This is a genomic window from Labrys sp. Lb11 (assembly GCF_057554225.1).
Genome location: NZ_BAAJOT010000002.1, coordinates 571,084 through 595,669 on the forward strand (window position 1 = coordinate 571,084; position 24,586 = coordinate 595,669).

15 protein-coding genes and 2 CRISPR repeat arrays are annotated in these 24,586 nt (G+C 70.2%); of the genes, 9 read left to right on the top strand and 6 right to left on the bottom strand.

All coding sequences use genetic code 11. From position 1 onward, the window contains the following. Window positions 1-31 precede the first annotated feature (31 nt). Window positions 32-2,239 carry a GumC family protein gene (locus AC27L4_RS07860; protein WP_487141531.1) on the bottom strand — a complete coding sequence of 736 codons (2,208 nt, stop codon included), beginning with the start codon at window positions 2,237-2,239 and terminating at the stop codon, window positions 32-34. An 86-nt stretch (window positions 2,240-2,325) separates the two neighbouring features. After that, the gene (locus AC27L4_RS07865; RefSeq protein WP_487141532.1) at window positions 2,326-4,068 is read right to left on the bottom strand and encodes an alpha/beta hydrolase; all 1,743 of its coding nucleotides are present in this window, start codon (window positions 4,066-4,068) and stop codon (window positions 2,326-2,328) included. Window positions 4,069-4,269: 201 nt separating this feature from the next. Between AC27L4_RS07865 and AC27L4_RS07870 the strand changes: the two genes are divergently transcribed. Beyond that, window positions 4,270-5,022: a polysaccharide deacetylase family protein gene (locus tag AC27L4_RS07870; RefSeq protein ID WP_487141533.1), complete on the top strand. Its 753-nt coding sequence runs from the start codon at window positions 4,270-4,272 to the stop codon at window positions 5,020-5,022. Between the two features lie 89 nt (window positions 5,023-5,111). Here the strand turns inward: AC27L4_RS07870 and AC27L4_RS07875 are convergent, their stop codons facing one another. After that, window positions 5,112-6,389 carry an aminotransferase class I/II-fold pyridoxal phosphate-dependent enzyme gene (locus tag AC27L4_RS07875; RefSeq protein WP_487141534.1) on the bottom strand — a complete coding sequence of 426 codons (1,278 nt, stop codon included), beginning with the start codon at window positions 6,387-6,389 and terminating at the stop codon, window positions 5,112-5,114. 748 nt (window positions 6,390-7,137) lie between these two features. Here AC27L4_RS07875 and AC27L4_RS07880 point away from each other — a divergent pair. Then, the gene (locus AC27L4_RS07880; RefSeq protein ID WP_487141535.1) at window positions 7,138-7,578 is read left to right on the top strand and encodes a nuclear transport factor 2 family protein; all 441 of its coding nucleotides are present in this window, start codon (window positions 7,138-7,140) and stop codon (window positions 7,576-7,578) included. Between the two features lie 138 nt (window positions 7,579-7,716). Here the strand turns inward: AC27L4_RS07880 and AC27L4_RS07885 are convergent, their stop codons facing one another. The 3 genes from AC27L4_RS07885 to AC27L4_RS07895 all read right to left on the bottom strand — a co-directional run bounded on the left by AC27L4_RS07885 (window position 7,717) and on the right by AC27L4_RS07895 (window position 10,858). Beyond that, window positions 7,717-8,325 (bottom strand): inorganic diphosphatase, encoded by a 609-nt coding sequence (locus AC27L4_RS07885; protein ID WP_487141536.1) that lies wholly within the window; start codon window positions 8,323-8,325, stop codon window positions 7,717-7,719. Between the two features lie 266 nt (window positions 8,326-8,591). Next, entirely contained in the window at window positions 8,592-10,121 is a 1,530-nt protein-coding gene (locus AC27L4_RS07890; protein WP_487141537.1) for a permease, read from the bottom strand. Then, window positions 10,118-10,858, bottom strand: coding sequence for an ABC transporter ATP-binding protein (locus AC27L4_RS07895; protein WP_487141538.1), 741 nt, complete (start codon window positions 10,856-10,858; stop codon window positions 10,118-10,120). The genes AC27L4_RS07890 and AC27L4_RS07895 overlap by 4 nt, the downstream gene beginning before the upstream one ends. A 275-nt stretch (window positions 10,859-11,133) precedes the next feature. Next, window positions 11,134-13,640: a CRISPR direct-repeat array (repeat unit 32 nt; unit sequence GTTTCTATCCACGCCTCCGAGCGGGAGGCGAC). A gap of 462 nt (window positions 13,641-14,102) precedes the next feature. Between AC27L4_RS07895 and AC27L4_RS07900 the strand changes: the two genes are divergently transcribed. The 7 genes from AC27L4_RS07900 to cas2 all read left to right on the top strand — a co-directional run bounded on the left by AC27L4_RS07900 (window position 14,103) and on the right by cas2 (window position 21,872). Further along, window positions 14,103-16,355: a CRISPR-associated endonuclease Cas3'' gene (locus AC27L4_RS07900; protein ID WP_487141539.1), complete on the top strand. Its 2,253-nt coding sequence runs from the start codon at window positions 14,103-14,105 to the stop codon at window positions 16,353-16,355. 125 nt (window positions 16,356-16,480) lie between these two features. After that, window positions 16,481-17,146, top strand: coding sequence for a type I-C CRISPR-associated protein Cas5c (gene cas5c / locus AC27L4_RS07905; RefSeq protein ID WP_487141540.1), 666 nt, complete (start codon window positions 16,481-16,483; stop codon window positions 17,144-17,146). Then, the gene (gene cas8c / locus AC27L4_RS07910) at window positions 17,143-18,900 is read left to right on the top strand and encodes a type I-C CRISPR-associated protein Cas8c/Csd1 (RefSeq protein ID WP_487141541.1); all 1,758 of its coding nucleotides are present in this window, start codon (window positions 17,143-17,145) and stop codon (window positions 18,898-18,900) included. Before cas5c ends, cas8c begins: the two co-directional genes overlap by 4 nt. Continuing rightward, a complete protein-coding gene (cas7c, locus tag AC27L4_RS07915) occupies window positions 18,897-19,850 on the top strand; it encodes a type I-C CRISPR-associated protein Cas7/Csd2 (protein ID WP_487141542.1) in 954 nt (317 codons plus the stop codon). The genes cas8c and cas7c overlap by 4 nt, the downstream gene beginning before the upstream one ends. A gap of 13 nt (window positions 19,851-19,863) precedes the next feature. Beyond that, a complete protein-coding gene (gene cas4 / locus AC27L4_RS07920) occupies window positions 19,864-20,517 on the top strand; it encodes a CRISPR-associated protein Cas4 (RefSeq protein ID WP_487141543.1) in 654 nt (217 codons plus the stop codon). Continuing rightward, a complete protein-coding gene (gene cas1c / locus AC27L4_RS07925) occupies window positions 20,514-21,548 on the top strand; it encodes a type I-C CRISPR-associated endonuclease Cas1c (protein ID WP_487141544.1) in 1,035 nt (344 codons plus the stop codon). Before cas4 ends, cas1c begins: the two co-directional genes overlap by 4 nt. 33 nt (window positions 21,549-21,581) lie before the next feature. Continuing rightward, window positions 21,582-21,872 carry a CRISPR-associated endonuclease Cas2 gene (cas2, locus tag AC27L4_RS07930; RefSeq protein ID WP_487141925.1) on the top strand — a complete coding sequence of 97 codons (291 nt, stop codon included), beginning with the start codon at window positions 21,582-21,584 and terminating at the stop codon, window positions 21,870-21,872. A gap of 187 nt (window positions 21,873-22,059) precedes the next feature. Then, window positions 22,060-24,301: a CRISPR direct-repeat array (repeat unit 32 nt; unit sequence GTCGCCTCCCCCGCGGAGGCGTGGATCGAAAC). The last annotated feature ends 285 nt before the right edge of the window (window positions 24,302-24,586 follow it).

Genomic DNA, 24,586 nt, shown 5'->3' on the forward strand with positions numbered 1-24,586 from the left:
TCCCCATGGGACCGCGAGCCCGTCGGCGCTGTCAGGCCGCCGGCTTCGAGGCCGTGTCGGCCACCGGCTCGCCCCGGGAGACCGCGACGACCTTGAGGATGCGGGCGGCCGGGGCCTCGCCGGCGAGGTCTTCCGCCGCGGCGGGGGCATCCACCGTCAGCACGATGCCGATACGGGCGAGGTCGGCGCCACCCTCCTGGCGGATCTGGGCCAGCGTCTCCGGACCGTCGCAGACCAGGAGGTCGAAGCTGCCTTCGCCGTCGAACACGGTGTCGCAGATCTGCAGCGGGTCGATCTGCGACATCGGCGTGCGCTCGGGGAACAGGATGAGGCCGACGCCGGTCAGGGTCGGATGGAACAGCCGGCCCGAGCCCCCGGCTGCGCCGATCAGCGGATGGCGCAGCGCGCCGGCGACCATGCCGGTCAGGGCGCGGGCGCCCTGGTCGTAGTCCATCAGCATGACGCGCGCGCCGCGCGCTTGCGCCGCCAGGGCGAGATTCAGGGCCAGCGTCGTGCGCTCGAGCCCCGCATTGACGCCCGCCACCATCAGGCAGCGCGGCTGCGACGGCGTGGATGCGGGCTCGATGCCGTCGACCACGGAGGCGAGGAAGAGCCGATGCTCCTCGGCGCCGGGCACCAGCACCGGCAGCCCGATCTGGCGCAGGTCGAGCTGGCCCCGCTCCTGGGCGCGGCGCACGGCCGGCGGGAACGGCGCCAGCAGCGTGACGGTCGAGCCGGCCGCTTCGGCGGCCGGCGAAGCGGCTTCGGCCAGCCGGGCCGCCTTCGCCAGGGCGGCGGCGGCCTCGCCGGCGGTGCCGATGGCGGCCGGCGCGCCGAACGCGGCCTGCACCATTTCCAGGAGCACGGCCAGGGCGAGGCCGAGCAGGCAGCCGAGCACGGCGCCCAGAACCAGCAGCAGGCTGAGGCGAGGCGGGAAGGAGCGGGCCGGCGGCGGCGTCGCCGCGGTGACGAGGCTGGCATTGGTGGCGCCGAGGCCGGCGAGCTCGCCGGTCTCGCGCGAACGGGCCAGGAAGGCCTGGTAGACGTTGCGGCTCGCATCCGCCTCGCGCTCGAGCTCGCGCAGCTGCACCGACGCCTGGCCCGCGTCGGAGACCTGGCCCTTCAGGGTCTCCAGCGACCTGGCGAGATCGCTCTCGGCTTCCTTGGCCCGGTTGAGCTCGACCCGGGTGGAGGAGGCGACACGGCCGAGCTCGGCCGCCAGCGAACGGCGCGTGTCCTCCACCTGCGCGGCCGCGGCCCGCACGCTCGGATGCTGGGATCCGAGCACGGCCGAGAGCGAGGCCAGGGTGCGGCGCGCCTCGACGTTCTGGACGCGCAGATTGCCGATCGTGGTCGAGCCGACCGCTTCCGGCAGGGCGCCGATGGCCTCGGGCGAGCGCTGGGCGGCGAGGATCTGGTCGTAGCGCACCTGCGCCTCGGTGACGCGGGCCCGCGCCGCGGTGAGCCGGGCGTTGACATCGGAGAGCTGGGCTTCGGTCACCGATATGGACTGGGTGCCGATCAGGTTGTTCTTGGTCTTGTACTCCTGGATGCGGGTCTCGGCGTCGCGCACGCGGCGCTGCAGCGCGTCCAGGCGGTCGTTGAGCAGGTTGGTGGTGCGCTGGGCGAGCTCGGTCTGAGTGGCGGTGACCTGCGCCAGGTAGCTCAGGGCGATGGCGTTGGCGAGCTCGGCCGCCCGCTCCGCGGTCGCCGCCGTCACCGTGATCTCGATGATCGAGGTGCGCTCGGGCCGGCGCACGCTGGTCTGGCGCTTCAGCGTCTCCGCGGCTGCCTTGCGCGCCGCCTCGAGCGCCGCCGAATCGGTGGTGTCCTCGGCCACCGTCGCGCGCCCGGCGAAATCCCGGTCCGCATAGAGCTTGGCGGAATCGACGACCGGGCGGATCACCTTGTCGGACAGCACGATCACCACCTGGCTTTCGACGAGGTTGGTGAAGGCCTGGGAGTCGACATTGTTGGCGGTGATGTCGGTCTGCACCACCTGCAGCCCGCGCGGGTCGATGAAGACCTGCGACGTCGCCACGAAACGCGGCTTGAGCAGGCTGGCGCCGAAGGCGACGGCGAGGACGGTCAACACCGTGACGGCGGCGACCAGCCATTTGCGGCGCAAGGCCGCGCGCACGACCAGCGCCGGCGTCAGCCCGGCGAGCGGCGGCGTGGCCGGGGCGCGCGCAACGGCCGGCCGGTCGCCTGGGGCGGCGTCCGTGCGGTCATCGATCATCTTAGGCTGCTGCCCCCGTGTGCCATGGGCGCAGCTTCGCCGAAACATGATTAATGCCCGGTTGATGCGCGGCCCCGGCTGGCCCGTCAATTGCCATCGGCACGCACCGCCGGCGCCTCCGCCGCCACCGGCCGGGCACCGCCGAGGAAGCTGATGAGCGCCTGCCACAGATCCTCGCGCGCCCGGGCCGGGGTGAGGTCGTGGTCGCTGTCGGCGATCAGCACCCGCCCGACGTTGCGGCGCCGCGACAGCCAGGCCTCGCCCGGGCCGAAATGGTGCAGCATCTCGTCGAGGCCGGGATCGCCGGCGCTGTGGACGAGCAGGAGGCGCGCGCCGCGTTTCTCCAGCCCCTGCATCCAGGCCCTGACCCGGGCCGTCGGCGTCGGGATGCCGATACGGCCGGCGACCGCGCCGAGGATGCGGCCGACCGGCTTGCCGATCTTGCGCCGGAACAGGCCGGCGGCGATCGAGCCGACATCGATGTCGCCGCGCAGGAGCCGCGACAGCGTCTCGCGCCGGAACAGGTTGCGGCGGTAGAACTCCGCCGGCTTGACCGCCTGGCGCATCACCACCTCCAGGCTGTCGCCGTGGCGCCAGATGAAGCGCTGCAGATTGACGCAGGCCGCCGCGCCGACGCGCCGGTCCTCGACCGCCGCATGGAACACGGCATAGGCGCCGCTGCAGGCGCCGAGCAACAGGAAGTCGCGCTCGCCGGCCTGCTCCATGGCGTCGAGGGCAGCGCGCAGGTCGGCCTGGGCCTCGCGCGAATAGAGCGGCTCGGCTCCGGCCGGCGCCGGCCGGCCGTCGCCGATGCCGGTGCCGTCGAAGCGCAGCGAGGCGAATCCCTCCCCGGCCAGGCGACGGGCGAGCACCGTCGCCGAGCGCGCCCAGCCCGAGCGCGGGTTGCGCCCGGAATTGGCCAGCACCACGAAGGGCGCCGAGGGCCGCGGCTCCGAGGGACGGCAGACGATGCCGGGCAGCCCGCGGTCCGGGCCGAACCGCACCACCGTCTCCCGCCAGTCCGGCCCTTGGAAGGCGACGGGGCCCGGCTCGACGGGTCGCGCCGGCCGCTCGGGCCGGCCGGCGGCGATCCAGCCGGTCACCCGCGCCCAGGCCGCCGGCGCCCGCGCCATCGTCGGGCTGCGCATCAGATCCTCATAGCCGGCGAAGGTCTCCTGCTCGACAGTCCCGCCGAGGGTTGCCAGATGCGCCGCCAGCGCCTTGTCGGCCCGATCCTGCGGCTCCGCCAGCAGGATGTGGCGCGGCGCGAGGCCCGCGACCTTGGCGAGGTCGACGCGCTTGATGCCGGCGAGATCGGCCTCGGACAGGACGAAGCCCGCCACCGCCACGCCCGGGGCGGGATCGCCGACCGCCGCGGCCGGCAGGCTGGAGGCGAGCAGGCGGGCCTGGATCGTCAGTTCGCGGGCGAAGGCCCTGCCGGAGGCGGCCGGGGCCAGCAGGACCAGGGCCTCGACATCGTCGCGCCCGGCGGCGGCCTGCGCCGCCACCAGGGCGCCGAAGCGCAGGCCCGCCAGCACGACCTCCTCGACGCCGGCTTCCGCCCGCAGCCGTTCGATCGCCGCGCGCGCCGCGGCGACGCAGGATTCGAACAGGTCGGCGCCGGCGCGCGGGTCGAGCGAATCGCCGCGCCCGGGATAGTCGAAGCGCAGCACCGGGCAGCCCGCCGCGGCGATGCCCTCGGCCAGGTCGTGCCAGGCCCGGTAGGTGCACAGGCCTTCATAGTCGAGCGCGCCGCACAGCACGACGCCGCGCGCGCTCGCGCCCGGATGGATCCAGCCCAGGCAGGATCCGATATCGACAGGAATCATTACGCCGCCCGCATCAATCCGCCGCCTCACGCACCGCCCATGCGCCCGCGTTAAGGCTTCCGATGTGTTTTTCCTCGAAGTTGGGAGATCGCAGACATATCACCATGCATGCCATCGCGTGCGCCAGTCGAATTTGCCCCGACCATGCCGGTTTCAGCAGCAACGAACCAGACCATTCCGCCGCAACGGATCGGCCTGCGCATGCGTCTGGCGCATCGCGTGGCGCGCTACCTGCCGCTGCGGCGCCACCGGATGCGCAACGACCGGCCGCTGGTCAGCTTCAGCTTCGACGACATCCCCGTCTCCGCCGCGGCGGTGGGAGCCCGCATGCTGGAGGATTTCGGCGCCCGCGGCACCTTCTACATCGCCACCTCGCTGTTCGGCCGCTCCACCGACCACTGGACCGTCGCCGAGCCGGATGCGACCGCGGCCCTGGCCGCGCACGGCCACGAGATCGCGCTGCACACCCATGGCCACCTGCCGGTATCCCGCCTCGACGCCGCCGCTTTCCACGCCGACATGATGGAGTGCCGCCGCATCCTGGCCGGCCTGGTTCCGGGGGCGAAGCTGGAGAACTTCGCCTATCCCTACGGCTATTCCAGCCTGGTGCACAGGGCGATCCTCGGCCGGCTCGTGCGCTCCAGCCGCACGACCCATCCCGGGATCAATGCCGGCTGGGTCGACCCGCATTTCCTGCACTCGATCCTGCTCGACCGCTCGATGCGCGAGCCCGGCGGCATCGACGCGGCGATCGAGCGCACCATCCGCCAGAATGGCTGGCTGATCCTGACGACACACGACGTCGCAGACCCGCCGAGCCCCTATGGCTGCACGCCCGCCATCCTCGAGCACGCGCTGGAGCGGGTGCGGGGCCGGGGCCTGACCATCGCCACGGTCTCGGAAGGGCTCGACCTGATCGGCCTGCCGCCGGCGGCGCCTCCCGCCGCGTCCTGAGCCTGCCCCGAAAGGCGGAGGCCCGGGGCCGCCGAGGGATTCTCGCCGGTCGGGCAGGGGGCGATTTTCGGGAGCAGGCTCCGGGCGGGCTATCCCTGCGCGACGGCCGGCGCCGGGATGCCCACGGCCCGGGCCGAGCGCTCGATCGCCGCCAGCGCCGCCGCGATGTCCGCCGGCTCGTGCGCAGCCGAGACGCTGTAGCGCAGCACCACCTCGCCGTTGGGCGTGGCCGGCGGAATCAGCATGTTGACGTAGACGCCGGCTGTGAGGAGCGTGCGCCACATGTCGAGGCCCTGCTTGATGCCGGGCATGCGCAGCGCGCCGACCGGGCCGGGCGGGGCGCAGGGCGGCAGGCCGAGCGCGGCGAGGCCCGCGTGGAAGGCGTGGGCGTTGCGCCAGGCCTTCTGCCGGCGCGAATCATCGTCGCGGATCAGGTCGATCGCCCGGTGCGCCGCCGCCACCACCGGCGGCGGCAGCGAAGCGGTGTAGAGATAGGGCCGGGCGGCGAAGCGCAGCGCCCGGAAGGCGCGGTCGCGGGTGACGCAATAGCCGCCGACCACGCCGACGCTCTTGGAGAAGGTGCCGACGATGACGTCGACATCGTCCTCCACCCCCTGCTCCTCGGCGACGCCGCGCGAGCCGGCGCCGTAGAGCCCGAGCGAATGGGCCTCGTCGACCAGCAGCACCGCGCCGCTGCCGCGGGCGACCGAAACGATGGCGGGCAGGTCGGCGACGTCGCCGAGCACGCTGTAGACGCCCTCGGCCACGATGAGCGTGCGCTGCGGCGCCACGCCGCTCGCCGCCATCACCCGCGCGAGGTCGGCAGCATCATTGTGGCGGAAGGTGGCGACCTTGGCGCCGCTCAGCCGGCAGGCGTCGAAGATCGAGGCATGGCAATGGGCGTCGAGCGCGATGGCGTCGCCCTCGCGCACCAGGCCGCCGATGGCGCCGAGATTGGCCATGAAGCCGGTGGAGAACACCACCGCCTCCGAACGGCCGTAGAGGTCGGCGACGGCCTTCTCCAGCGCCACGTGCAGCTTCTGGTTGCCGCTGGCGACGCGCGAGGCGGTCGAGCCGGCGCCGAACTTGCGCAGCGCCTGCGTCGCCGCCTCGATGCAGCTCTCCTCGAAGTTCAGGCCGAGATAGGAATTGGTGCCGAACATCAGGGTCGGCCGCCCCTCGATCACGGCGTGCACCGGCCCGAGGACCTTGTCGATCACCACGCTGAGGGGCGTCAGCGCGCCGCCGGTCGAACGGTCGAACATGTCGGCGAAGCCGGATGCCCGCGCGCGGATGCCGGGCTGCCGGTCCTGTGTCTTCGATGTCGCCCCCGACGGCGCCGCAACGTCCCCGTTCTGTGTCTTCACGCCCTGGCCGTCCCTGCCTTCACGGGCCGTTCATACAGGCTTGCCGCGCCGGGATAAATGGCCAAGCGCGGCATCCTCGCCGTTGTGCCGGGCGAAGGCGACGGCCCGGCCGGCGCGGCCGGGCCTGCCACGACCGGCGCATCATCTCCGGTGACATCACGGCAAGGCGGCCGAGGCCGTGGGCGAGCGTCATCCCGGTTGATCGCGTGAAAGGCAATCCGCAGATCACCCGCCGTGGCGATGAAGGCCGTCAGCCTCGATCGCGCTTCCGGAGAAGGGACCGAGGAACGCCTCCGAGCGAGTGCTCCCCGGCCCCGGACCGCATCGGTAGGCGCCATTGCGGCCGCCCTCACCATATTGGCGCATACCCCTGCGTCAATTCACCAAATCGAGAGTTCCAATGGCCACGGCGCCGGACGCCTGCGTCGGCGCGGACCGCAGGCCGGACACGGGCAGCCTGCCCGGCCCGGCGCTGCATCATCGGGCCGGCATGCACCGGGTCGGAACAAAGTCGGGCGGGCCGGCATTGTTGGGGCACGGGCGTCTCCCCCAACGCCCGGTCCAGTTACCGAACTCACAAGGCCCGGCTCCGCACGCCGGGCCGTTTTTTTTCGCCTTGATGACCCGGGATCGATCGCCGCGGCGCCGGAGCCCGCCAGGGCCGGATCCGCATCCGGCTGCCTGCACGGCGTCAAATCGGATGATAGGGTCGATGCGTCGAATGATCACTTCGGCTCGGAGATCTCGAATGGACGAAAGGACGGCCGACCTGCAGGCGATCCGGGCGCTCATCGATCGCCAGTTCGCGAGCATGAGCTGGACGGCGATGGCGGGCCCCGACACGACCGCGTTCAGGAGCGACTTCCTCCCGGACGCGCCGCTCTATCCGTCGGCTCGCCCCGCCACGGCGAAATCGCTCGAGGAATTCACGCAGCGCATGGGCGAACTGGCGCGGACGACGCTGGCGTCGTTTCATGAGAAGGTGGTCGGAACGAAGATCTTGATCTTCGGCAATGTGGCCATGGCGGCAGCCGCTTGCGAGAACACGGAGAATGGGCGCGACGTCAGCCGCAATCTCGAGATGATGCTGCTCGTCAAGAGCGACGGACACTGGAGGATCGCGGCGCAGGCCTGGGAAAGGGAAACCGACGATCGACCGATACCGGAGGGGTTGCTGACGGCCCCCTGAGCGCCGCGTCCCGGGCTCCGGCGGGACGATCGATCGTCTCGATGCAGGGGCGCGACATCGCCTGCCGGGCGGGATCGACGCGCGGGTCGCAAGGCCCCGCCGTCCGCGCGTCGTCCCGGGCCATGCCCGGAGGCCGGGCTACTGGTTCTTGCCGCGATAGCTGGTGATCGCGGCCGCGACGAGCTCCTCGGCGACCTTGGCGTCCTCGAAGCCGTTGAGCACGACCTCCTTCCGGCCGGCAGGAAGCTGCTTGTAGACCCGGAAGAACGCCTCCAGGCGGGCGCGCTCCATTTCGGGGAGGTCGCCGATGGATTTCACCCGGTCATAGGTCGGGTCGATGTCGGACGCCGGCACCGCGACGATCTTGTCGTCCGTCTCGCCGCCGTCGACCATCTTGAGCACGCCGATGGCCCGGACCTTGATCAGCGCGCCTGGAACGATCGGCTCGCGCGTGTAGACCAGAACGTCGAGCGGATCACCGTCGCCGGCAAGCGAGCTCGGGATCGAGCCGTAATTGGCGGGGTAGACGACCGGCATGGACTGGTAGCGGTCCACGACGACATGGCCGTTCTTGGCGTCGATCTCGTACTTGGTGAAGCTGCCGGCGGGGATCTCGATGACGGCGAAGAAGTCGCCGCCTTCCTTGGGCTGCGGATACTGGAAGGGATTCACGAACTCCGCGGAGGCGGAGCCGATGCCGGAAAAAATGCCGGCCGCGACGGCCGCGGCCATGAGGATTTTACGCATAAGAATTTGGTCCTGCCTGAGGTGGGAATGCCCATGTCGGGTGGCATCGAGCCCCTAGCCCGCCAGCATGACGGCAAAATAACAGGAGGCCGCGGGCGGCCGGCACCGGCCGCCTCCCCCAAGAGCAAAGCGCGTTTTGGCGGAAACGCGCCTTGCTCCAACGCCTTGTTTCGACGCGTCTTTGCGGCTTGACGCGATTCCGTCAAATCGCAAGACGCTCTCGCGCCGCCGCGCTCGCACGGACCGCGATGCCCGCAGACCCGGGCTCAGCCCGCCTTCGGGGCGATCATCCGCGCCAGGGCAACGACGGCGATCGCCAGCGCCGCCGGCAGCAGCGCGGCGCCGGGCTGGCCGGCCGCGGCGAGGCCGGCGGCGGCCGCCCAGCCGATCGAGGCGAAGGCTTCGGCGAAGGTGGCGGCGCGCGACGAGGTCTGGCGGCGGCGAAAATGGCTGCGCCGGGCCTGGGTGCGGAAGAAGAACTGGATGGCGGTGGCCGACGCCGTCGCCGCCAGCGCCCCGGCCGCGGTGATCGCCGCCACCGGCGGCGACAGCCAGGCCAGGACCGCCAGGATCGGCGCCAGCACCAGGGCCACGGCGCCGAGCACCGCCTCGGCCTTGGCGCGCAGGACGGCGCCGCGGCCGACCGGCGCCGTCGCCACCAGATCCGGCGCATCCTCGCCCGAGATGGCAAGCCAGGCGAGGCCGCCCGCGAGTTGCCCGGACGCCATCACCAGCACTGGCGCGACGATCGCCGTCGCCCCGGCGCTGTCGCCGTAGCTGTGCCAGAGCAGCAGGGCCGGCGGAATGAGATACAGGATCTGCATCAGCGTCTGCGACATCAGCCAGGGGTCGCGGACCAGCAGCACCCACTCCTTCCGGCGCAGGGCCCGGGCCGGCGTCTCCGCCCGGAAACGGAAGCGGCGGCGCTGGCGCGTCTCGCCGCGTCCCACCCCCGCGGCGGCCATGGCATAGCCGCCGAAGCGGCCGGCGCAGGCGGCGGTGGCGAGGGCCAGCACGGCGAGCGCGGCGGCGGCGACCGCCGCAAGGGGCCCGGCCTCGCCCATCGCCGCCCGGGCCGGCAGCCACAACAGGCTGGACGGGTCCGGCGCATGCCGCAGCATCCATTCGGACCGGAAGGCGTCGAGGCGCGACAGGGTGCCGAAGCTCATGATCGACACCGCCTGCACGCCGATGACGAAGGCGGCGCCGACCACCGCGGCGACGATCTGGGCGATCAGGCGCGTGCGCTTCGGCCCGACCATCGCGAACAGCGCCGTCGTCGCCGCCACGGCCAGCCCGGTCGCCGCCGCGGCCATGACGACGAGCACGCCATAGGCCGCGAGCCAGCGCGCCCCGCCCAGGACGGCCAGCACGTTGACGAAGGGGCCGACCAGCAGCATCGCCATCGCCGCGGTGCCGGCGGCGACGGCGCCGATCCGCACCGAGAAGACGAAGCGGGCGGAGACCGGCGAGGACAGGATCAGGTCGAGGTCGGCGCGGGCATAGAAGGCGCGCGTCACCGATTCCATCGCCTGCGACAGCATCAGCGTCCAGGCGAGGACGGCGCTGCCCGCCACCGCCAGCAGGGTCGGCGTGTCGGGCGGGAACTGCGCCTGCGCATAGGGCCCGGCGATCCGCCAGGCCAAGGCGTGCAGGAAAGCCGCCATGGCCGCCGCGGCCAGCAGCACGGCCCAGGCCCGATGCCGCCGGCCCGCCGTCACCACGGCGTGAAAATCGCGCCAGGCGAAGCGCAGCTCGTGGCGCGCCAGCCAGAGCGGACCGGCGACGGCGCTCACGCCGCCAGGTCCCGGCCGGCGACGAGGCCGAGGAAGACATCCTCCAGGCTGGCGCCGCCGAGGCCGGCCCGGCCGCGCAGCTCCTCCAGCGTGCCCTCGGCGATCAGCCGGCCGCCGGCAATGACGCCGATGCGCTCGGCCATGCGCTCGGCGACCTCGAGGATATGGGTGGTCATGATCACCGTGCCGCCGGCGCGGACCCGCTGCAGCAGCACGTCCTTGACCTGCCGTGCCGAGCCGGCGTCGAGGCCGGTCAGCGGCTCGTCGAGGATGATCAGGCGCGGCTCGTGCACCAGCGCCCCCGCCAGCGCTACCTTTTGGCGCATGCCCTTGGAGAACCCCTCGCAGCGCGTGTGCGCATGGGCGGCCAGGCCGAGCCAGCCCAGCAGATCCTCGGCCCGCGCCTGCGCCTCGCCGGCGGCGATGCCCCACAGGCCGGCGACGAATTCCAGATATTCCAGCGGCGTCAGCTTGTCGTAGATCATCGGCTCGTCCGACACCCAGGCGGTGATCCGCTTGGCCGCGACCGGATCGGCGAGCGCGTCGATGCCGAAGACCGACACCGAACCGCCGTCCGGCCGCAGCAGGCCGGCGACCATGCGCAGCGTCGTGGTCTTGCCGGCGCCGTTGGGCCCGAGCAGGGCGTAGAATTCCCCGGCCCGCACCGACAGGTCGAGCCCGTCGACCGCCGGCCGGTCGAAGGTCTTGCGCAATTGCCGGATGCGGAGGGCGAGCACGGGAAGGCACCTTGCTGGCGGCAGGCGGCGACACTGGCACGGCGGGGGTTTCGGGGAGGTGAATCGAAGCTTCGTCCGCCGCTGTCGATCGGCTGCGCGGCGGCGGACGAGCGGAGGCGGCGGCACGCTCGCTCGTCCCGACGACGCGATCATGCCTCCGGGCAGGCGGCACCACCCCGGCGACGGGCCAGGCGCTGCCGGCCTCCCGGTTTCGATCCACGCCTCCCGGGGTGGGAGGCGACGATCCATCGTGCGGCCCGACGCACCCTGACTTCGTTTCTATCCACGCCTCCGAGCGGGAGGCGACTCGGCCAGCGTCGTCTTGTAGGCCCGCCCGGCCGCGTTTCTATCCACGCCTCCGAGCGGGAGGCGACATCTCCCCCTCGCAACCGGAGTCCTCCCCATCTGCCCGTTTCTATCCACGCCTCCGAGCGGGAGGCGACTCCGCAATGCGGCCACGCGCATGGCGTTCGCGGCGTTTCTATCCACGCCTCCGAGCGGGAGGCGACGGGCGGCGGTGACAGCAGCGGCGTCACCGACCGGCTGTTTCTATCCACGCCTCCGAGCGGGAGGCGACGCTGGCCGACCGCCAAGGGCTCGTTAGGGACTTCGGGGTTTCTATCCACGCCTCCGAGCGGGAGGCGACTCCTCATTCGTCAAGTGAGTCTTTCCTAGACGGTAAGTTTCTATCCACGCCTCCGAGCGGGAGGCGACTCGCCGCAGGCACGCGCGCTCTGGGTGCCGGGATCGTTTCTATCCACGCCTCCGAGCGGGAGGCGACCCGGGATGAATCGGCACTCGCTCTTGAGCAGGCCGAGTTTCTATCCACGCCTCCGAGCGGGAGGCGACCACCCGCCTCGCCTCGGTCCTGGAGGACGTCCACGTTTCTATCCACGCCTCCGAGCGGGAGGCGACACGCTGACCATCTGGCAGCGCCCGGTCGCGGTGTCGTTTCTATCCACGCCTCCGAGCGGGAGGCGACCCAGTCGGTTGCTGAAGCGCAGCTATCTCAAGGCGTTTCTATCCACGCCTCCGAGCGGGAGGCGACGGCATCGTCGGTGAGCGCGAAGCCCGGAACGACGGTTTCTATCCACGCCTCCGAGCGGGAGGCGACCCGGACCACTTGACGGCCTCCGGCGCGACCATCTCGTTTCTATCCACGCCTCCGAGCGGGAGGCGACGGGCTTCGGTAAGACACCCAAGCAAGAAGTGCACGTTTCTATCCACGCCTCCGAGCGGGAGGCGACCGGCCAAGCACGCGTTCGGGCTGAGCTTCATGGGCGTTTCTATCCACGCCTCCGAGCGGGAGGCGACCTCCGGAGCCGGAGTCGCCGCAGACGGCCATGGACGTTTCTATCCACGCCTCCGAGCGGGAGGCGACGTCGAGCACCGTGCCGGGGCAGCCGGCGAAGCGCTCGTTTCTATCCACGCCTCCGAGCGGGAGGCGACGCTGCACCGAGGCCGAGGCGCTGACCTATGCGCAGTTTCTATCCACGCCTCCGAGCGGGAGGCGACTCCGGCGGCTCAGTCGGGTAGCCGCCATCCTCAATGTTTCTATCCACGCCTCCGAGCGGGAGGCGACGAGAGACTGGCCAAGGAGCTTAGAATGAATATCGAGTTTCTATCCACGCCTCCGAGCGGGAGGCGACTCAGCGACTCCGGTATCTGGGCCATTAGCCCGTGGTTTCTATCCACGCCTCCGAGCGGGAGGCGACGCGGCGTTGCTCGCGACCGTCAAGGCCCTGATCGCGTTTCTATCCACGCCTCCGAGCGGGAGGCGACGTCCAGGACCCGGTTTCGACGCCGCCTCCCTTCCAGTTTCTATCCACGCCTCCGAGCGGGAGGCGACACGCGTCCGAACAGGAATTGCGTGCAATCTGGGAAGTTTCTATCCACGCCTCCGAGCGGGAGGCGACCATTGACAAATGGTTCGGTTCGCTCACTGGCGATGTTTCTATCCACGCCTCCGAGCGGGAGGCGACTGGTGGAAGCATACGGCCATTCGCGGACGCCATTGGTTTCTATCCACGCCTCCGAGCGGGAGGCGACCAATGATCATAAGTTTTCCGCGCATCCACGCGTTGTTTCTATCCACGCCTCCGAGCGGGAGGCGACTCGCGGTGTGCTTCGTGCGCGGTGGCATAGGGGCCGTTTCTATCCACGCCTCCGAGCGGGAGGCGACGTCAAAATGTTCCCATGACGCTTTCGGCGGGCATTGTTTCTATCCACGCCTCCGAGCGGGAGGCGACTTGGTGACCGCCTTCGGCATTCCGCAATTCAGGCAGTTTCTATCCACGCCTCCGAGCGGGAGGCGACAAGGGAGGTGAGGACAGAGGCGTTGGTCATGGTGGTTTCTATCCACGCCTCCGAGCGGGAGGCGACCGTCGTGACGGAGAAGCGTCAGTTGGATGATGGCCGTTTCTATCCACGCCTCCGAGCGGGAGGCGACTTGACGGCGAGGGACGCGGCGGATGCGCCGACCTGTTTCTATCCACGCCTCCGAGCGGGAGGCGACTGGCGACTAGTCCTTGCTGGGGTGGAGGGGGCGGAGTTTCTATCCACGCCTCCGAGCGGGAGGCGACCTTGGGGATACCAAGTCTTTTTTCAAGGTCTAGGCGTTTCTATCCACGCCTCCGAGCGGGAGGCGACCGCGACATGGCCCGGGGCCTCAACGCACAGGCCTCGTTTCTATCCACGCCTCCGAGCGGGAGGCGACGGAGGGGGTAGGGTGGAGGGGGGGGGTTTATATAGTTTCTATCCACGCCTCCGAGCGGGAGGCGACCGCCTTACGCTAACCCATTCTTCGACCGAGACAAATCCCGCCATCTGCGCGAACCTCTGCGCCAGTGAGCGTTCTCTCCCCGCAAAATTGTCGGGATGCCGGAAATTCTCCCATGCTTTCAATCTCTTGCCTGGAGCGCGAACCTGCCGGAGAATCTTGGCTCGCTTGGGGTTCGCGCGGAAAAGGTCGAGACGATCGAGCGATCCCGGCGATCGGCAGCGACCGAGCACATCCGCATGGTCGCCCTGGCCCGCTCGACCGCTCCGCCTGCCCATCGACAGACAGAGTCCCATGAGGAAGGCAGGATCAGAATGTTCATCAAATTTCAATGATTTCCATCATTGAAAACCAGATTTCGAAAAGATAGCGATCTCATAAAAATCGCTCGCGAGAATCGCAAAATTCCCTTACGGTATTGAATAATGCATACTATGCCGAAATTCTCCATCGCGATCACCTGAAATGCACTACGCGCACTCGACCGAAACGACGGATCACTCAGACTGGCAACCGCTGAACGAACATCTGCGGAATGTCGCCCGGCTGGCGGCCGCCTTCGCGTCCAAGTTCGGCGCGGACAGGGCCGCGGCACTGGCCGGATGGCTGCACGACCTCGGCAAATATTCCCCCGAGTTCCAAGCCTACATCATGGGCCGCGGCAAGGGTGTCGGCCATGCCGACGCCGGCGCCAGGCATGTGCTGACGCTGGCGGCCACGCTTCTCGACAGGCTCGTCGCCGATATCCTCGCCTACGCCATCGCCGGGCACCACGGCGGGCTGCCCGACAGGGAAGCGCCGACCGGCGGCCTCAACGACCGGCTGAATGCCGCGGGCGCGGCGCCGGATCCGATCTGGCGCCGCGAGATCGCCCCGGACGCGACGGGCCTCTACCCGCAGGGCCTCAGGCCCGCCTCCGGCCAGCGGCCGAGCAGCTTCCAGCTCGCCTTCCTCGGCCGCATGATCTTCTCCTGCCTGGTCGACGCGGACTTCCTCGACACCGAGGCCTTCTACGCCGGGGTGAACGGCCATGCCGTCGACCGCGCCTGGCCGTTCCTGCCGGACCGGGTGGAGGGGTTGATCGGTTCCTTCGACGCCCACATGGCGGGCAAGCGCGCCGGCGACACCCCGCTCAACCGCCGGCGCGGCGAGATCCTGGCGCATGTGCGCGGCAAGGCGGCGCTGGAGCCCGGCGTCTTCACCCTCGACGTGCCGACCGGCGGCGGCAAGACCCTGGCCTCGCTCGCCTTCGCCCTGGACCACGCCCGGCGCTGGGGGCACGAGCGCATCGTCTATGCCATCCCCTTCACCTCGATCATCGACCAGACGGCGGCGATCTTTCGCGACATCCTCGGCGACGACGTCGTGCTGGAGCATCATTCGGCCATCGAGACGTCGGCCGCGCCCAAGGAGCGGGAGCCGGAGCGGGAGGACCGCGAAGGCGCCTCCGCGGCCAGGCTGCGCCTCGCCATGGAGAACTGGGCCGCGCCAGTGGTGGTCACCACCAACGTGCAGCTGTTCGAGAGCCTGTTCGCCAACCGTCCGGCCCGCTGCCGCAAGCTGCACAACCTGGCGAAGGCGGTGATCATCCTGGACGAGGCCCAGACCATTCCCCTGCCGGTGCTGCGCCCCTGTGTCGCCGCCCTGGAGGAGCTGGCCCGCAATTACGGCTGCAGCATCGTGCTCTGCACCGCGACGCAGCCCGCCCTGAAGGCGCCGCGGTTCGAGGGCGGCTTCACACTCGGTCCGGAGCGCGAGCTGGCGCCAGATCCGCCGAGGCTGCATCGGGAGTTACGGCGCGTGACACTGCGCCGCGCCGGTGAGATGTCCGACGAGGCGATCATCGCCGAGCTCGGCGCCGTGCGGCAAGGGCTGGTGATCGTCAACGGCCGCAAGCACGCCCTGCTGCTCCACCGCGCCGGCGAGGCGGCCGGGCTCGCCGGCCTGGTGCATCTCACCACGCGCCAGACCGCGGCGGACCGGCGGCGGATCCTGGCCGAGGTCCGGCAGAGGCTCGAGGACGGGCTGCCCTGCCGGGTCATCGCCACCAGCCTGATCGAGGCCGGCGTCGACGTCGACTTCCCCCGGGTCTGGCGCGCCGAAGCCGGCCTCGACCAGATCGCCCAGGCGGCGGGGCGCTGCAACCGCGAGGGGCTCCGGCCGGTCGAGGACAGCGTCGTCACCATCTTCCGCCCGACCGACGCGAAGCCGCCGCGCGAACTGACGGCCTTTGCCGAGGCGACGAGCCGCGTCGCCCCGAGGCATGGCGACGACCTGCTCTCGCCGGACGCGATCCGCGCCTATTTCTCCGAGGTCTACTGGCAGCGCGGCGAGGGCCTCGACAGACACGGCGTCGGGCAGGCCTTCGTCATCGGCCCGCGGGAGACGAACTTCCTCTACCGCACCGTCGCCGACAAGGTCCGCCTGATCGAGGATGGCATGGCGCCGGTGATCGTGGCGCAGGACGACGAGGCGAAGGCGGCGCTGGCGGCCCTGCGCGGCGGCCGGCCGCCGGTCGCCGTCGCGCGCCGCCTCCAGCCCTACATCGTCCAGATCCCGCCGAAGGACCGCGCCCGACTGATCGAGAACGGCCACGTCGCCTATGTCGAGGGCTTCGCGGACCAGTTCGCGGAGCTGAAGACCGCCAGCCTCTACACCCGCGATGTCGGCCTGGCCTGGGAGACGGCGGACGAGCTGGGATGGGACGGCATTGTGTGATCGCCGCTCCTGTCGGCAGCCGCCGGCACAATCCGGTGGAAAACTCGAAGCACGCATGACCAGGGCACAGACAGCAAAAGATTCCGCAACGTAAGATGCCTTGAGAGCCACAGGCTTACCCGCAAATGTCCTACGGAATCCGTCTCCTCGTTTCCGGCAAACATGCCCTGTTCACGCGTCCCGAGATGAAGGTCGAGCGCGTCTCCTACGACGTGATGACGCCATCCGCCGCCCGCGGCATCCTCGAGGCGATCCATTGGAAGCCGGCTATCCGATGGATCGTCGACGAGATCCGCGTGCTCAAGCCGATCCGCTTCCAGTCGATCCGCCGCAACGAGGTCGGCGCCAAGGCGCCGGAGCGGGCGGCGCGAACGGCGATGAGGACCGGCGAGATCGGCGACCTCACCCTCGTGGTCGAGGACAACCGGCAGCAGCGCGCCTCGACCGTGCTGAGCGACGTCGCCTATGTCATCGCCGCGCGTTTCGCCCTGACGGCGAAGGCCGGCCCCGACGACAACGAGGGCAAGCACCTCGACACCTTCAGGCGGCGCGCCCGCAAGGGGCAGTGCTTCCACCAGCCCTGCCTCGGCACGCGCGAGTTCCCGGCGGCCTTCCGCCTGATCGAGCCGGACGAGCCGCTGCCGGCGACGGTGGACGACAGCCGCGACCTCGGCTTCATGCTCTACGACATCGACCATGGCGGCGACCGCAGCTCGCTGTTCTTCCGCGCCCGGCTCGACAAGGGGGTGATCAAGGTGCCCCCGCCCGACTCGCCGGAGATCCGCCGATGAGCGCCCTCGCCTCCCTCGTCCGTTCCTATGACCGCATGGCCGAGCGCGGTGACGTGCCGGCCTTCGGCTATTCGCAGGAGAAGATCGGCGTCCTGATCGCGTTGAACGAGGACGGGACGCCGGCCGGAGCCCCCATCGACCTGCGTCAGAGCGAGGGACGCAAACGGGTGCCGAGGCTGATGGCTGTGCCGCAGCCGGCCAAGCGCACCTCCGGAATCGCACCGAATTTCCTTTGGGACAAGACAGCCTATGTACTCGGCGTTACTGCCGGCGAGGGCAAGCGCACCGCTGCCGAGCATGAAGCCTTCGTCGCGCGGCACCGGGAATGGCTCGCGGGCTCCGACGACGAGGGCTTGCAGGCGCTGCTGCGCTTCCTGGAGACGTGGAAGCCGGAGCGCTATGCCGAACTGGGCTGGCCCGAGGAGATGAAGGACCAGAACATCGTCTTCGCGCTCGAGAACGAGCGCCTCGACAGGATCTGCATCCACGACCGCCGGGCGGCGCGAGACCTCTGGGCCCGCCTCTCGGCCGCGGGCGATCGGACCGAGGCCGCCTGCCTCGTCACCGGGGAGCGCAAGCCGGTCGCACGCCTGCATCCGGCGGTGAAGGGCGTCTGGGGAGCGCAATCCTCCGGCGCGTCGATCGTCTCGTTCAACCTCGACGCCTTCACCTCCTACGGCCATGAGCAGGGCGACAACGCCCCCGTCTCCGAGGCCGCGGCCTTCGCCTACACCTCCGCCCTCAACCGCTTCCTCGAACGCGACAGCGGCCACCGCATCCAGGTCGGCGACGCCTCCACCGTGTTCTGGGCCGACGCGTCCGGCGCCCTGGCCGAGGAGGCCGAGGCGCTGTTCGCCGCCTTCTTCGTCGACGAGCGCGAGGCGGACACGGTCGAGGAGCGCAGGATCGAGGCGTGGCTCGCCAAGCTGCGCGATGGCCTGCCGATCGACAGCCTGAAGCCCGACATGCCGGCCGGCGTGCGCTTCTTCGTGCTCGGCCTCGCCCCGAACGCCGCGCGCCTGTCCCAGCGCTTCTACCTGGAGGACGAGTTCGGCGTCATCGCCGTGCGCTACCTCGCCCACCTCCAGCGCATGCGCATCGAGCCGCCGCCGCGGCACGAGACGCCCTCGATGTGGCGGCTGCTGATCGAGACGGCCGTGCTGCGCAAGAGCGAGAATATCCAGCCCAACCTCGCCGGCGAATGGATGCGGGCGATCCTGACCGATACGCCCTACCCGCTCACCCTGCTCTCGACGCTGATCATGCGCCTGCGCGCCGACCACGACGTCAACGCGCTGCGCGTCGCCATCCTCAAATCCATCCTGATCCAGAACTTCAAAACGGAGGCGCCCGTGTCGCTCGACACCGACTTCAAGGATCCGGGCTACCTGCTCGGCCGCCTGTTCGCCGCCTACGAGCAGGTCCAGTCCGCGGCGCTCGGCCGCGAGGTCAACGCCACGATCAAGGACAAGTTCTACAGCTCCGCCTCGGCCCAGCCGCGCAAGGTCTTCCCGCTGCTCGACCGCGGCTCGGCGCCGCACCTGTCCAAGCTCGGCAAGATCAGGCCGGGCCAGAAGGTCAACCTGGAACGGCTGATCGGCGAGATCATGGACGCGATGACCCCGGGCGGCGATCCGTTCCCGGCCAGCCTCGCCGAGAAGAGCCAGGCCCTGTTCGCGCTCGGCTATTACCACCAGCGCAACGAATTCTTCCGCAAGTCCGAGAAACCCGCTGCCGAGGCCGCATCGCAATGACCGCTCTCGCCAATCGCTACGACATCGTCTTCCTCTTCGACGTCACCAACGGCAATCCCAACGGCGACCCGGATGCCGGCAACCTGCCGCGCATCGACCCGGAGACCGGCCACGGCCTGGTCAGCGACGTCTGCCTCAAGCGCAAGATCCGCAACTACACCGAGCTCGCCCGCGGCGAGGAGCCGGGCTATCGCATCTATGTGCAGGAAGGCGCCATCCTCAACGACCGGCACCGCGAGGCCTACAGGGCGATCCGCGGCGACAGCGACAAGGTGGGCAAGGACGCCAAGCTCAACCCGCAGAACGACGGGGAAGCCCGGGCGATCACCCGCTTCATGTGCGACAACTTCTTCGACGTCCGCACCTTCGGCGCGGTGATGAGCACCGGCATCAATGCCGGCCAGGTGCGCGGCCCGGTGCAGGTCGCCTTCGCCGCCTCGGTCGAGCCGATCCTGCCGCTGGAGATCTCGATCACCCGCATGGCCGCCACCAACGAGAAGGAGAAGGCCGACCGGGAGAAGGGCAGCGAGGGCGACGAGCGCACCGAGAACCGCACCATGGGCCGCAAGCACATCGTGCCCTACGGCCTCTATCGCGCCCATATCTTCGTCAACGCCAAGCTGGCCGAGCGCACCGGCTTCGGCCAGGCCGACCTCGACCACCTCTTCGCCAGCCTGTCCGCGATGTTCGAGCATGACCGCTCGGCGGCACGCGGCGAGATGGCCTCGCGCCGCGGCATCGCCTTCAGGCACGCCTCGGCGCTCGGCAACGCCCATGCCCAGGGGCTGTTCGACCGGGTGCAGGTGCGGCGCCGGATCGGCGATGAGCTGTACGACCTCGACAGCGACCGGCTCGGCAACCAGCGGCCGGCGCGCCGCTTCGGCGACTACGCCGTCACCATCGACCGCGACGGCCTGCCGGAAGGGGTCGAGGTGATCGAGCTGTTCTGAACGGGCCGGCGCGATGCCGGAGCCCGACGAGCCCATCCCGCTGTCGGCGCTGCAGCATGCGGTCTATTGCCTGCGCCAGGCGGCGCTCATCCACATCGAGCGATCGTGGGAGGAGAACCGCTTCACCGCCGAGGGCCGCGTGCTGCACGAGGCGGCCCACGATCCCGGCAGCCGCAAGCGCGGCGGCCTGCGCCGCGTCACGGCGCTGCCGCTCGCCTGCCGCCGGCTGAACCTCGCCGGCGTCGCCGACCTCGTCGAGTTTCGGGCCGGGCCGGACGGTGAGACCGCCTATCCCGTGGAGTACAAGCGCGGCAAGGCCAAGCTGCATCGGGCCGACGAGGTCCAGCTCTGCGCCCAGGCCCTCTGCCTGGAGGAGATGACCGGCCGGCCGGTGCCGGAAGGCGCACTGTACTACGCCGAGACCAAAAGGCGGGCGCCGGTTCCCTTCGATGCCGAGCTGCGCCGCCTCACCGAGGAGACAGCCGACGCGCTCGGCGCCCTGTTCGCCGCCGGGCGCACGCCGCCAGCGACCTACAGGGCCGACCGCTGCCGCGCCTGCTCGCTGATCGAGATCTGCCGGCCCAAGGCCGGGTCCAGATCCGCGCTCGGCTTTCGCGCCGCCTCGGTCGAGGCGATCCTCGCCGACGACGGGGAGGACCCACCGTGAAGAAGCTGCTCAACACGCTCTACGTCACCACGGAGGGCGCCGCCCTGCGCAAGGACGGCGAGAACCTCGTGGCGGAGGTGGAAGGCGTCGAGCGTGCCCGCGTGCCCTTCCACATGCTGGGCTCCGTCGTCGTCTTCGGCGGCGTCTTCCTGTCGCCGCCGCTGATCCAGGCGCTGGCCCCCACGGGCGTCACCATCGTCCTGCTGGACCGGGCCGGCCGGTTCCAGGCGCGGGTCGAAGGCCCCGTCAGCGGCAACGTGCTGCTGCGCCGGGCGCAATACCGCGCCGCCGAGCAGCCGGACGAGATCGTGCGCAGCCTCGTCTCCGGCAAGATCGCCAATCAGCGCACCGTGCTGCAGCGGGCGCTGCGCGACACCGGCGCCGAGATGGCAGATGAGCGGCGGGCCGGGATCGAGCAGGCCGTCGACCGGCTCGGCCGCATCCTGCAGCGCGCCGCCCTCGGCGATGACGGCCTCGACGCCCTGCGGGGCGCCGAGGGCGAGGCGGCTCAGGTCTATTTCTCGGTCTTCGGCAACCTCGTCCGCTCGCCCGACCCGCAGATCTGCTTCCTCGGCCGCAGCCGCCGCCCGCCGCTCGACCCGGTCAACGCCTTGCTCTCCTTCCTCTACACGCTTCTTACCCATGACTGCCGCAGCGCCGCCGAGGGCGTCGGCCTCGACCCGGCCGTAGGCTTCCTGCACCGCGACCGGCCGGGACGGCCGAGCCTGGCGCTCGACCTGATGGAGGAGTTGCGCCCGCCCCTCGCCGACCGCCTGGCCCTGTCGCTGCTCAATCGCCGCCAGTTGCGTGCCGACGATTTCGAGACCCGCGACGGCGGCGCCGTGCTCCTGACCGAGGAGGGGCGGCGCACCGTGCTTGCCGCCTGGCAGGAGCGCAAGAAGGAGGAGCGCCGCCATCCCTTCCTGGAAGAGACGGCGCCGCTCGGCCTCACGCCCCATCTGCAGGCCCAGCTCCTCGCCCGCCACCTGCGCGGCGATCTCGACGCCTATCCACCCTGGCTGTGGAAATGACCGGGGCGAATGCCCGACGCCGAGGAGGCCGCGATGCTCGTGCTGGTGACCTACGACGTGCGCACCGGCGAGCCGGGCGGCGATGCCCGCCTGCGCCGCGTCGCCAAGGCCTGCAGAGACTACGGGCAACGCGTGCAATATTCAGTGTTCGAAATCGAAGTCGACCCGGCGCAATGGGTCCGTCTCAAGGCCAGGCTCGAAGGCCTGATCGAGCCGGCGCATGACAGCCTGCGTTATTACTATCTCGGCGCCAATTGGACCCGCCGCGTCGAGCATGTCGGCGCCAAGCCCGCCGTCGATCTCGGCGGTCCGCTGATCGTCTGACCCGCCCAAGCGCGAACCCCAAGCGAGCCAGGATTTCCCGGGAGGTTCGCGCTGGGCGCAAACATTTGAAATCACGAGATAATTTTCAACATGCCGACAGTTTCGTCCGATCGACGGATGCGCACACGCGCCGGTTCGCGCAAGTGACGGAATTTGTGGCGATCGAAGAATGCGTTAGCATGAGGGCGTCGCCTCCCCCGCGGAGGCGTGGATCGAAACAACATCTCTGACGAGTCCCTCGCCCTCGCGCGCGCGTCGCCTCCCCCGCGGAGGCGTGGATCGAAACCGCGCTTCCGTGGGGGGTCGCTTCCGCCGTGGGCGGTCGCCTCCCCCGCGGAGGCGTGGATCGAAACGCTAGGCGAGCCTTCGCCGACGGCGTAGTCGCCAGCGGTCGCCTCCCCCGCGGAGGCGTGGATCGAAACTCGTCGGCCTGGGCGGCGCCGACCTTGATCGCGGCGGTCGCCTCCCCCGCGGAGGCGTGGATCGAAACGCATCCTGACCGTCAAGGCGTGGCGCGCGCCCGGTCGCCTCCCCCGCGGAGGCGTGGATCGAAACACGAGGAAGTCGCCCTCGGAGTCGCGGTCGGGGTTGTCGCCTCCCCCGCGGAGGCGTGGATCGAAACGTTGCAGTAGGTCAGCATCGAGAAGCGCGAGGACTCGTCGCCTCCCCCGCGGAGGCGTGGATCGAAACACGCCGACGCGCGAGCCCTCATCGGCCTCCTGATGTCGCCTCCCCCGCGGAGGCGTGGATCGAAACGTCAACCCCACGCCTTAGAGGGCGACGGCGACCAGTCGCCTCCCCCGCGGAGGCGTGGATCGAAACAACTAGCGCAGCGAGGGGCCGACCGCGTCGGCCCGTCGCCTCCCCCGCGGAGGCGTGGATCGAAACTAGCGGCCGCAGGTGGGCCGCAGGCGGGCATCGGCGCGTCGCCTCCCCCGCGGAGGCGTGGATCGAAACAACTAGCGCAGCGAGGGGCCGACCGCGTCGGCCCGTCGCCTCCCCCGCGGAGGCGTGGATCGAAACCAACATCTCTGTCCTGCAGTGCGCCGGCGCCCTCGTCGCCTCCCCCGCGGAGGCGTGGATCGAAACCACGACAATCGGCCGGATTGGGGCGAGTTGGGGATGTCGCCTCCCCCGCGGAGGCGTGGATCGAAACCCCGCATGCACGGCCATGCAAACCGAAGGAAACGTCGCCTCCCCCGCGGAGGCGTGGATCGAAACATAGCATGAAGTCAACAATAAAAAGCCCGCCAATTGTCGCCTCCCCCGCGGAGGCGTGGATCGAAACCGCACGAAACCATAACGAAGCTGGAAGTCACCAGCCGTCGCCTCCCCCGCGGAGGCGTGGATCGAAACATCTTGACCGCGGTCATCGCATCGCGGATCGCCGGGTCGCCTCCCCCGCGGAGGCGTGGATCGAAACCCGCGCCACCCGAGACGACAACTGGACTGTCGCCTGTCGCCTCCCCCGCGGAGGCGTGGATCGAAACGTCGCTGGACAATCGATGAGGCGCACCATGTTCTTGGTCGCCTCCCCCGCGGAGGCGTGGATCGAAACGGCGAAGTCGTGGTGGCGTTGCCGGGTCGGGGCCGTCGCCTCCCCCGCGGAGGCGTGGATCGAAACGTGATCACCGCGGCCTCCGCGGACCAGGTAGACCGTCGCCTCCCCCGCGGAGGCGTGGATCGAAACCCATTCCGCGCCGACGAGTTCGGCGAGGACGCCAGTCGCCTCCCCCGCGGAGGCGTGGATCGAAACCCTCGGAGTCACGCCATGACCAACGCCCCTGTCCTCGTCGCCTCCCCCGCGGAGGCGTGGATCGAAACCACGACGGTCGGCCCGGCGACGCCTTTGATCGGGAGTCGCCTCCCCCGCGGAGGCGTGGATCGAAACTGCCCTGTCAGCCTCAAGATCACCATCGCCCGGCAGGTCGCCTCCCCCGCGGAGGCGTGGATCGAAACTCCCTTGCCGCATTTATCGGACTAGATCCGGAGCCCGTCGCCTCCCCCGCGGAGGCGTGGATCGAAACATGACCATCGCCAAAGGTCACGGCCTGCGCTGGCGCGTCGCCTCCCCCGCGGAGGCGTGGATCGAAACCCGGTCTTGTCGATCTCGCCATGGGCGGTCCCCACGTCGCCTCCCCCGCGGAGGCGTGGATCGAAACGTGCCGGTGCTCGATCGACGTCAGATCGATCCCGCGTCGCTCCCTCGCGGAGGCGTGGATCGAAACCTCCGGAAGGACACCGGTAAGCGCCGCTTCCGGTTGTCGCCTCCCTCGCGGAGGCGTGGATCGAAACGGCAACTGAGCCGATGAGCGGCTTGCGAGCCAGGAGTCGCCTCCCTCGCGGAGGCGTGGATCGAAACTGCGGGGACGACGATCCGACCAACAGCAAGCACCTGTCGCCTCCCTCGCGGAGGCGTGGATCGAAACGACGTCCACACAGTCAGCGTGTACTGGGCGCTGGCCGTCGCCTCCCTCGTACGCATACGGCGAAGGCCGCGGGATTTGCCCAAGCGCGCGAGCCCAGACGTCTATATGATGGCGGCAGGCATGACAGTCAGGCAGGCGGCCGGCTGATCGGCGGGGTTTCAGCCTTGCACAGGCTCTTCCCCTCCCAGGGCAGTCGTTCGTACAGACGCGAGGTGGGCAGATCGATGCGCACCCGTGAAGATCGTGGACGCGCGATATCCGGCGACCACAAGCACGACGGTACCG

Bases quoted from the DNA above. Each gene is read 5' to 3' on its own strand.
- AC27L4_RS07860 (WP_487141531.1), bottom strand. From the start codon at position 2,239: ATGATCGATGACCGCACGGACGCCGCCCCAGGCGACCGGCCGGCCGTT.
- AC27L4_RS07865 (WP_487141532.1), bottom strand. From the start codon at position 4,068: ATGATTCCTGTCGATATCGGATCCTGCCTGGGCTGGATCCATCCGGGC.
- AC27L4_RS07870 (WP_487141533.1), top strand. From the start codon at position 4,270: ATGCGTCTGGCGCATCGCGTGGCGCGCTACCTGCCGCTGCGGCGCCAC.
- AC27L4_RS07880 (WP_487141535.1), top strand. From the start codon at position 7,138: ATGGACGAAAGGACGGCCGACCTGCAGGCGATCCGGGCGCTCATCGAT.
- AC27L4_RS07885 (WP_487141536.1), bottom strand. From the start codon at position 8,325: ATGCGTAAAATCCTCATGGCCGCGGCCGTCGCGGCCGGCATTTTTTCC.
- AC27L4_RS07900 (WP_487141539.1), top strand. From the start codon at position 14,103: ATGCACTACGCGCACTCGACCGAAACGACGGATCACTCAGACTGGCAA.
- cas5c (WP_487141540.1), top strand. From the start codon at position 16,481: ATGTCCTACGGAATCCGTCTCCTCGTTTCCGGCAAACATGCCCTGTTC.
- cas8c (WP_487141541.1), top strand. From the start codon at position 17,143: ATGAGCGCCCTCGCCTCCCTCGTCCGTTCCTATGACCGCATGGCCGAG.
- cas7c (WP_487141542.1), top strand. From the start codon at position 18,897: ATGACCGCTCTCGCCAATCGCTACGACATCGTCTTCCTCTTCGACGTC.
- cas4 (WP_487141543.1), top strand. From the start codon at position 19,864: ATGCCGGAGCCCGACGAGCCCATCCCGCTGTCGGCGCTGCAGCATGCG.
- cas2 (WP_487141925.1), top strand. From the start codon at position 21,582: ATGCTCGTGCTGGTGACCTACGACGTGCGCACCGGCGAGCCGGGCGGC.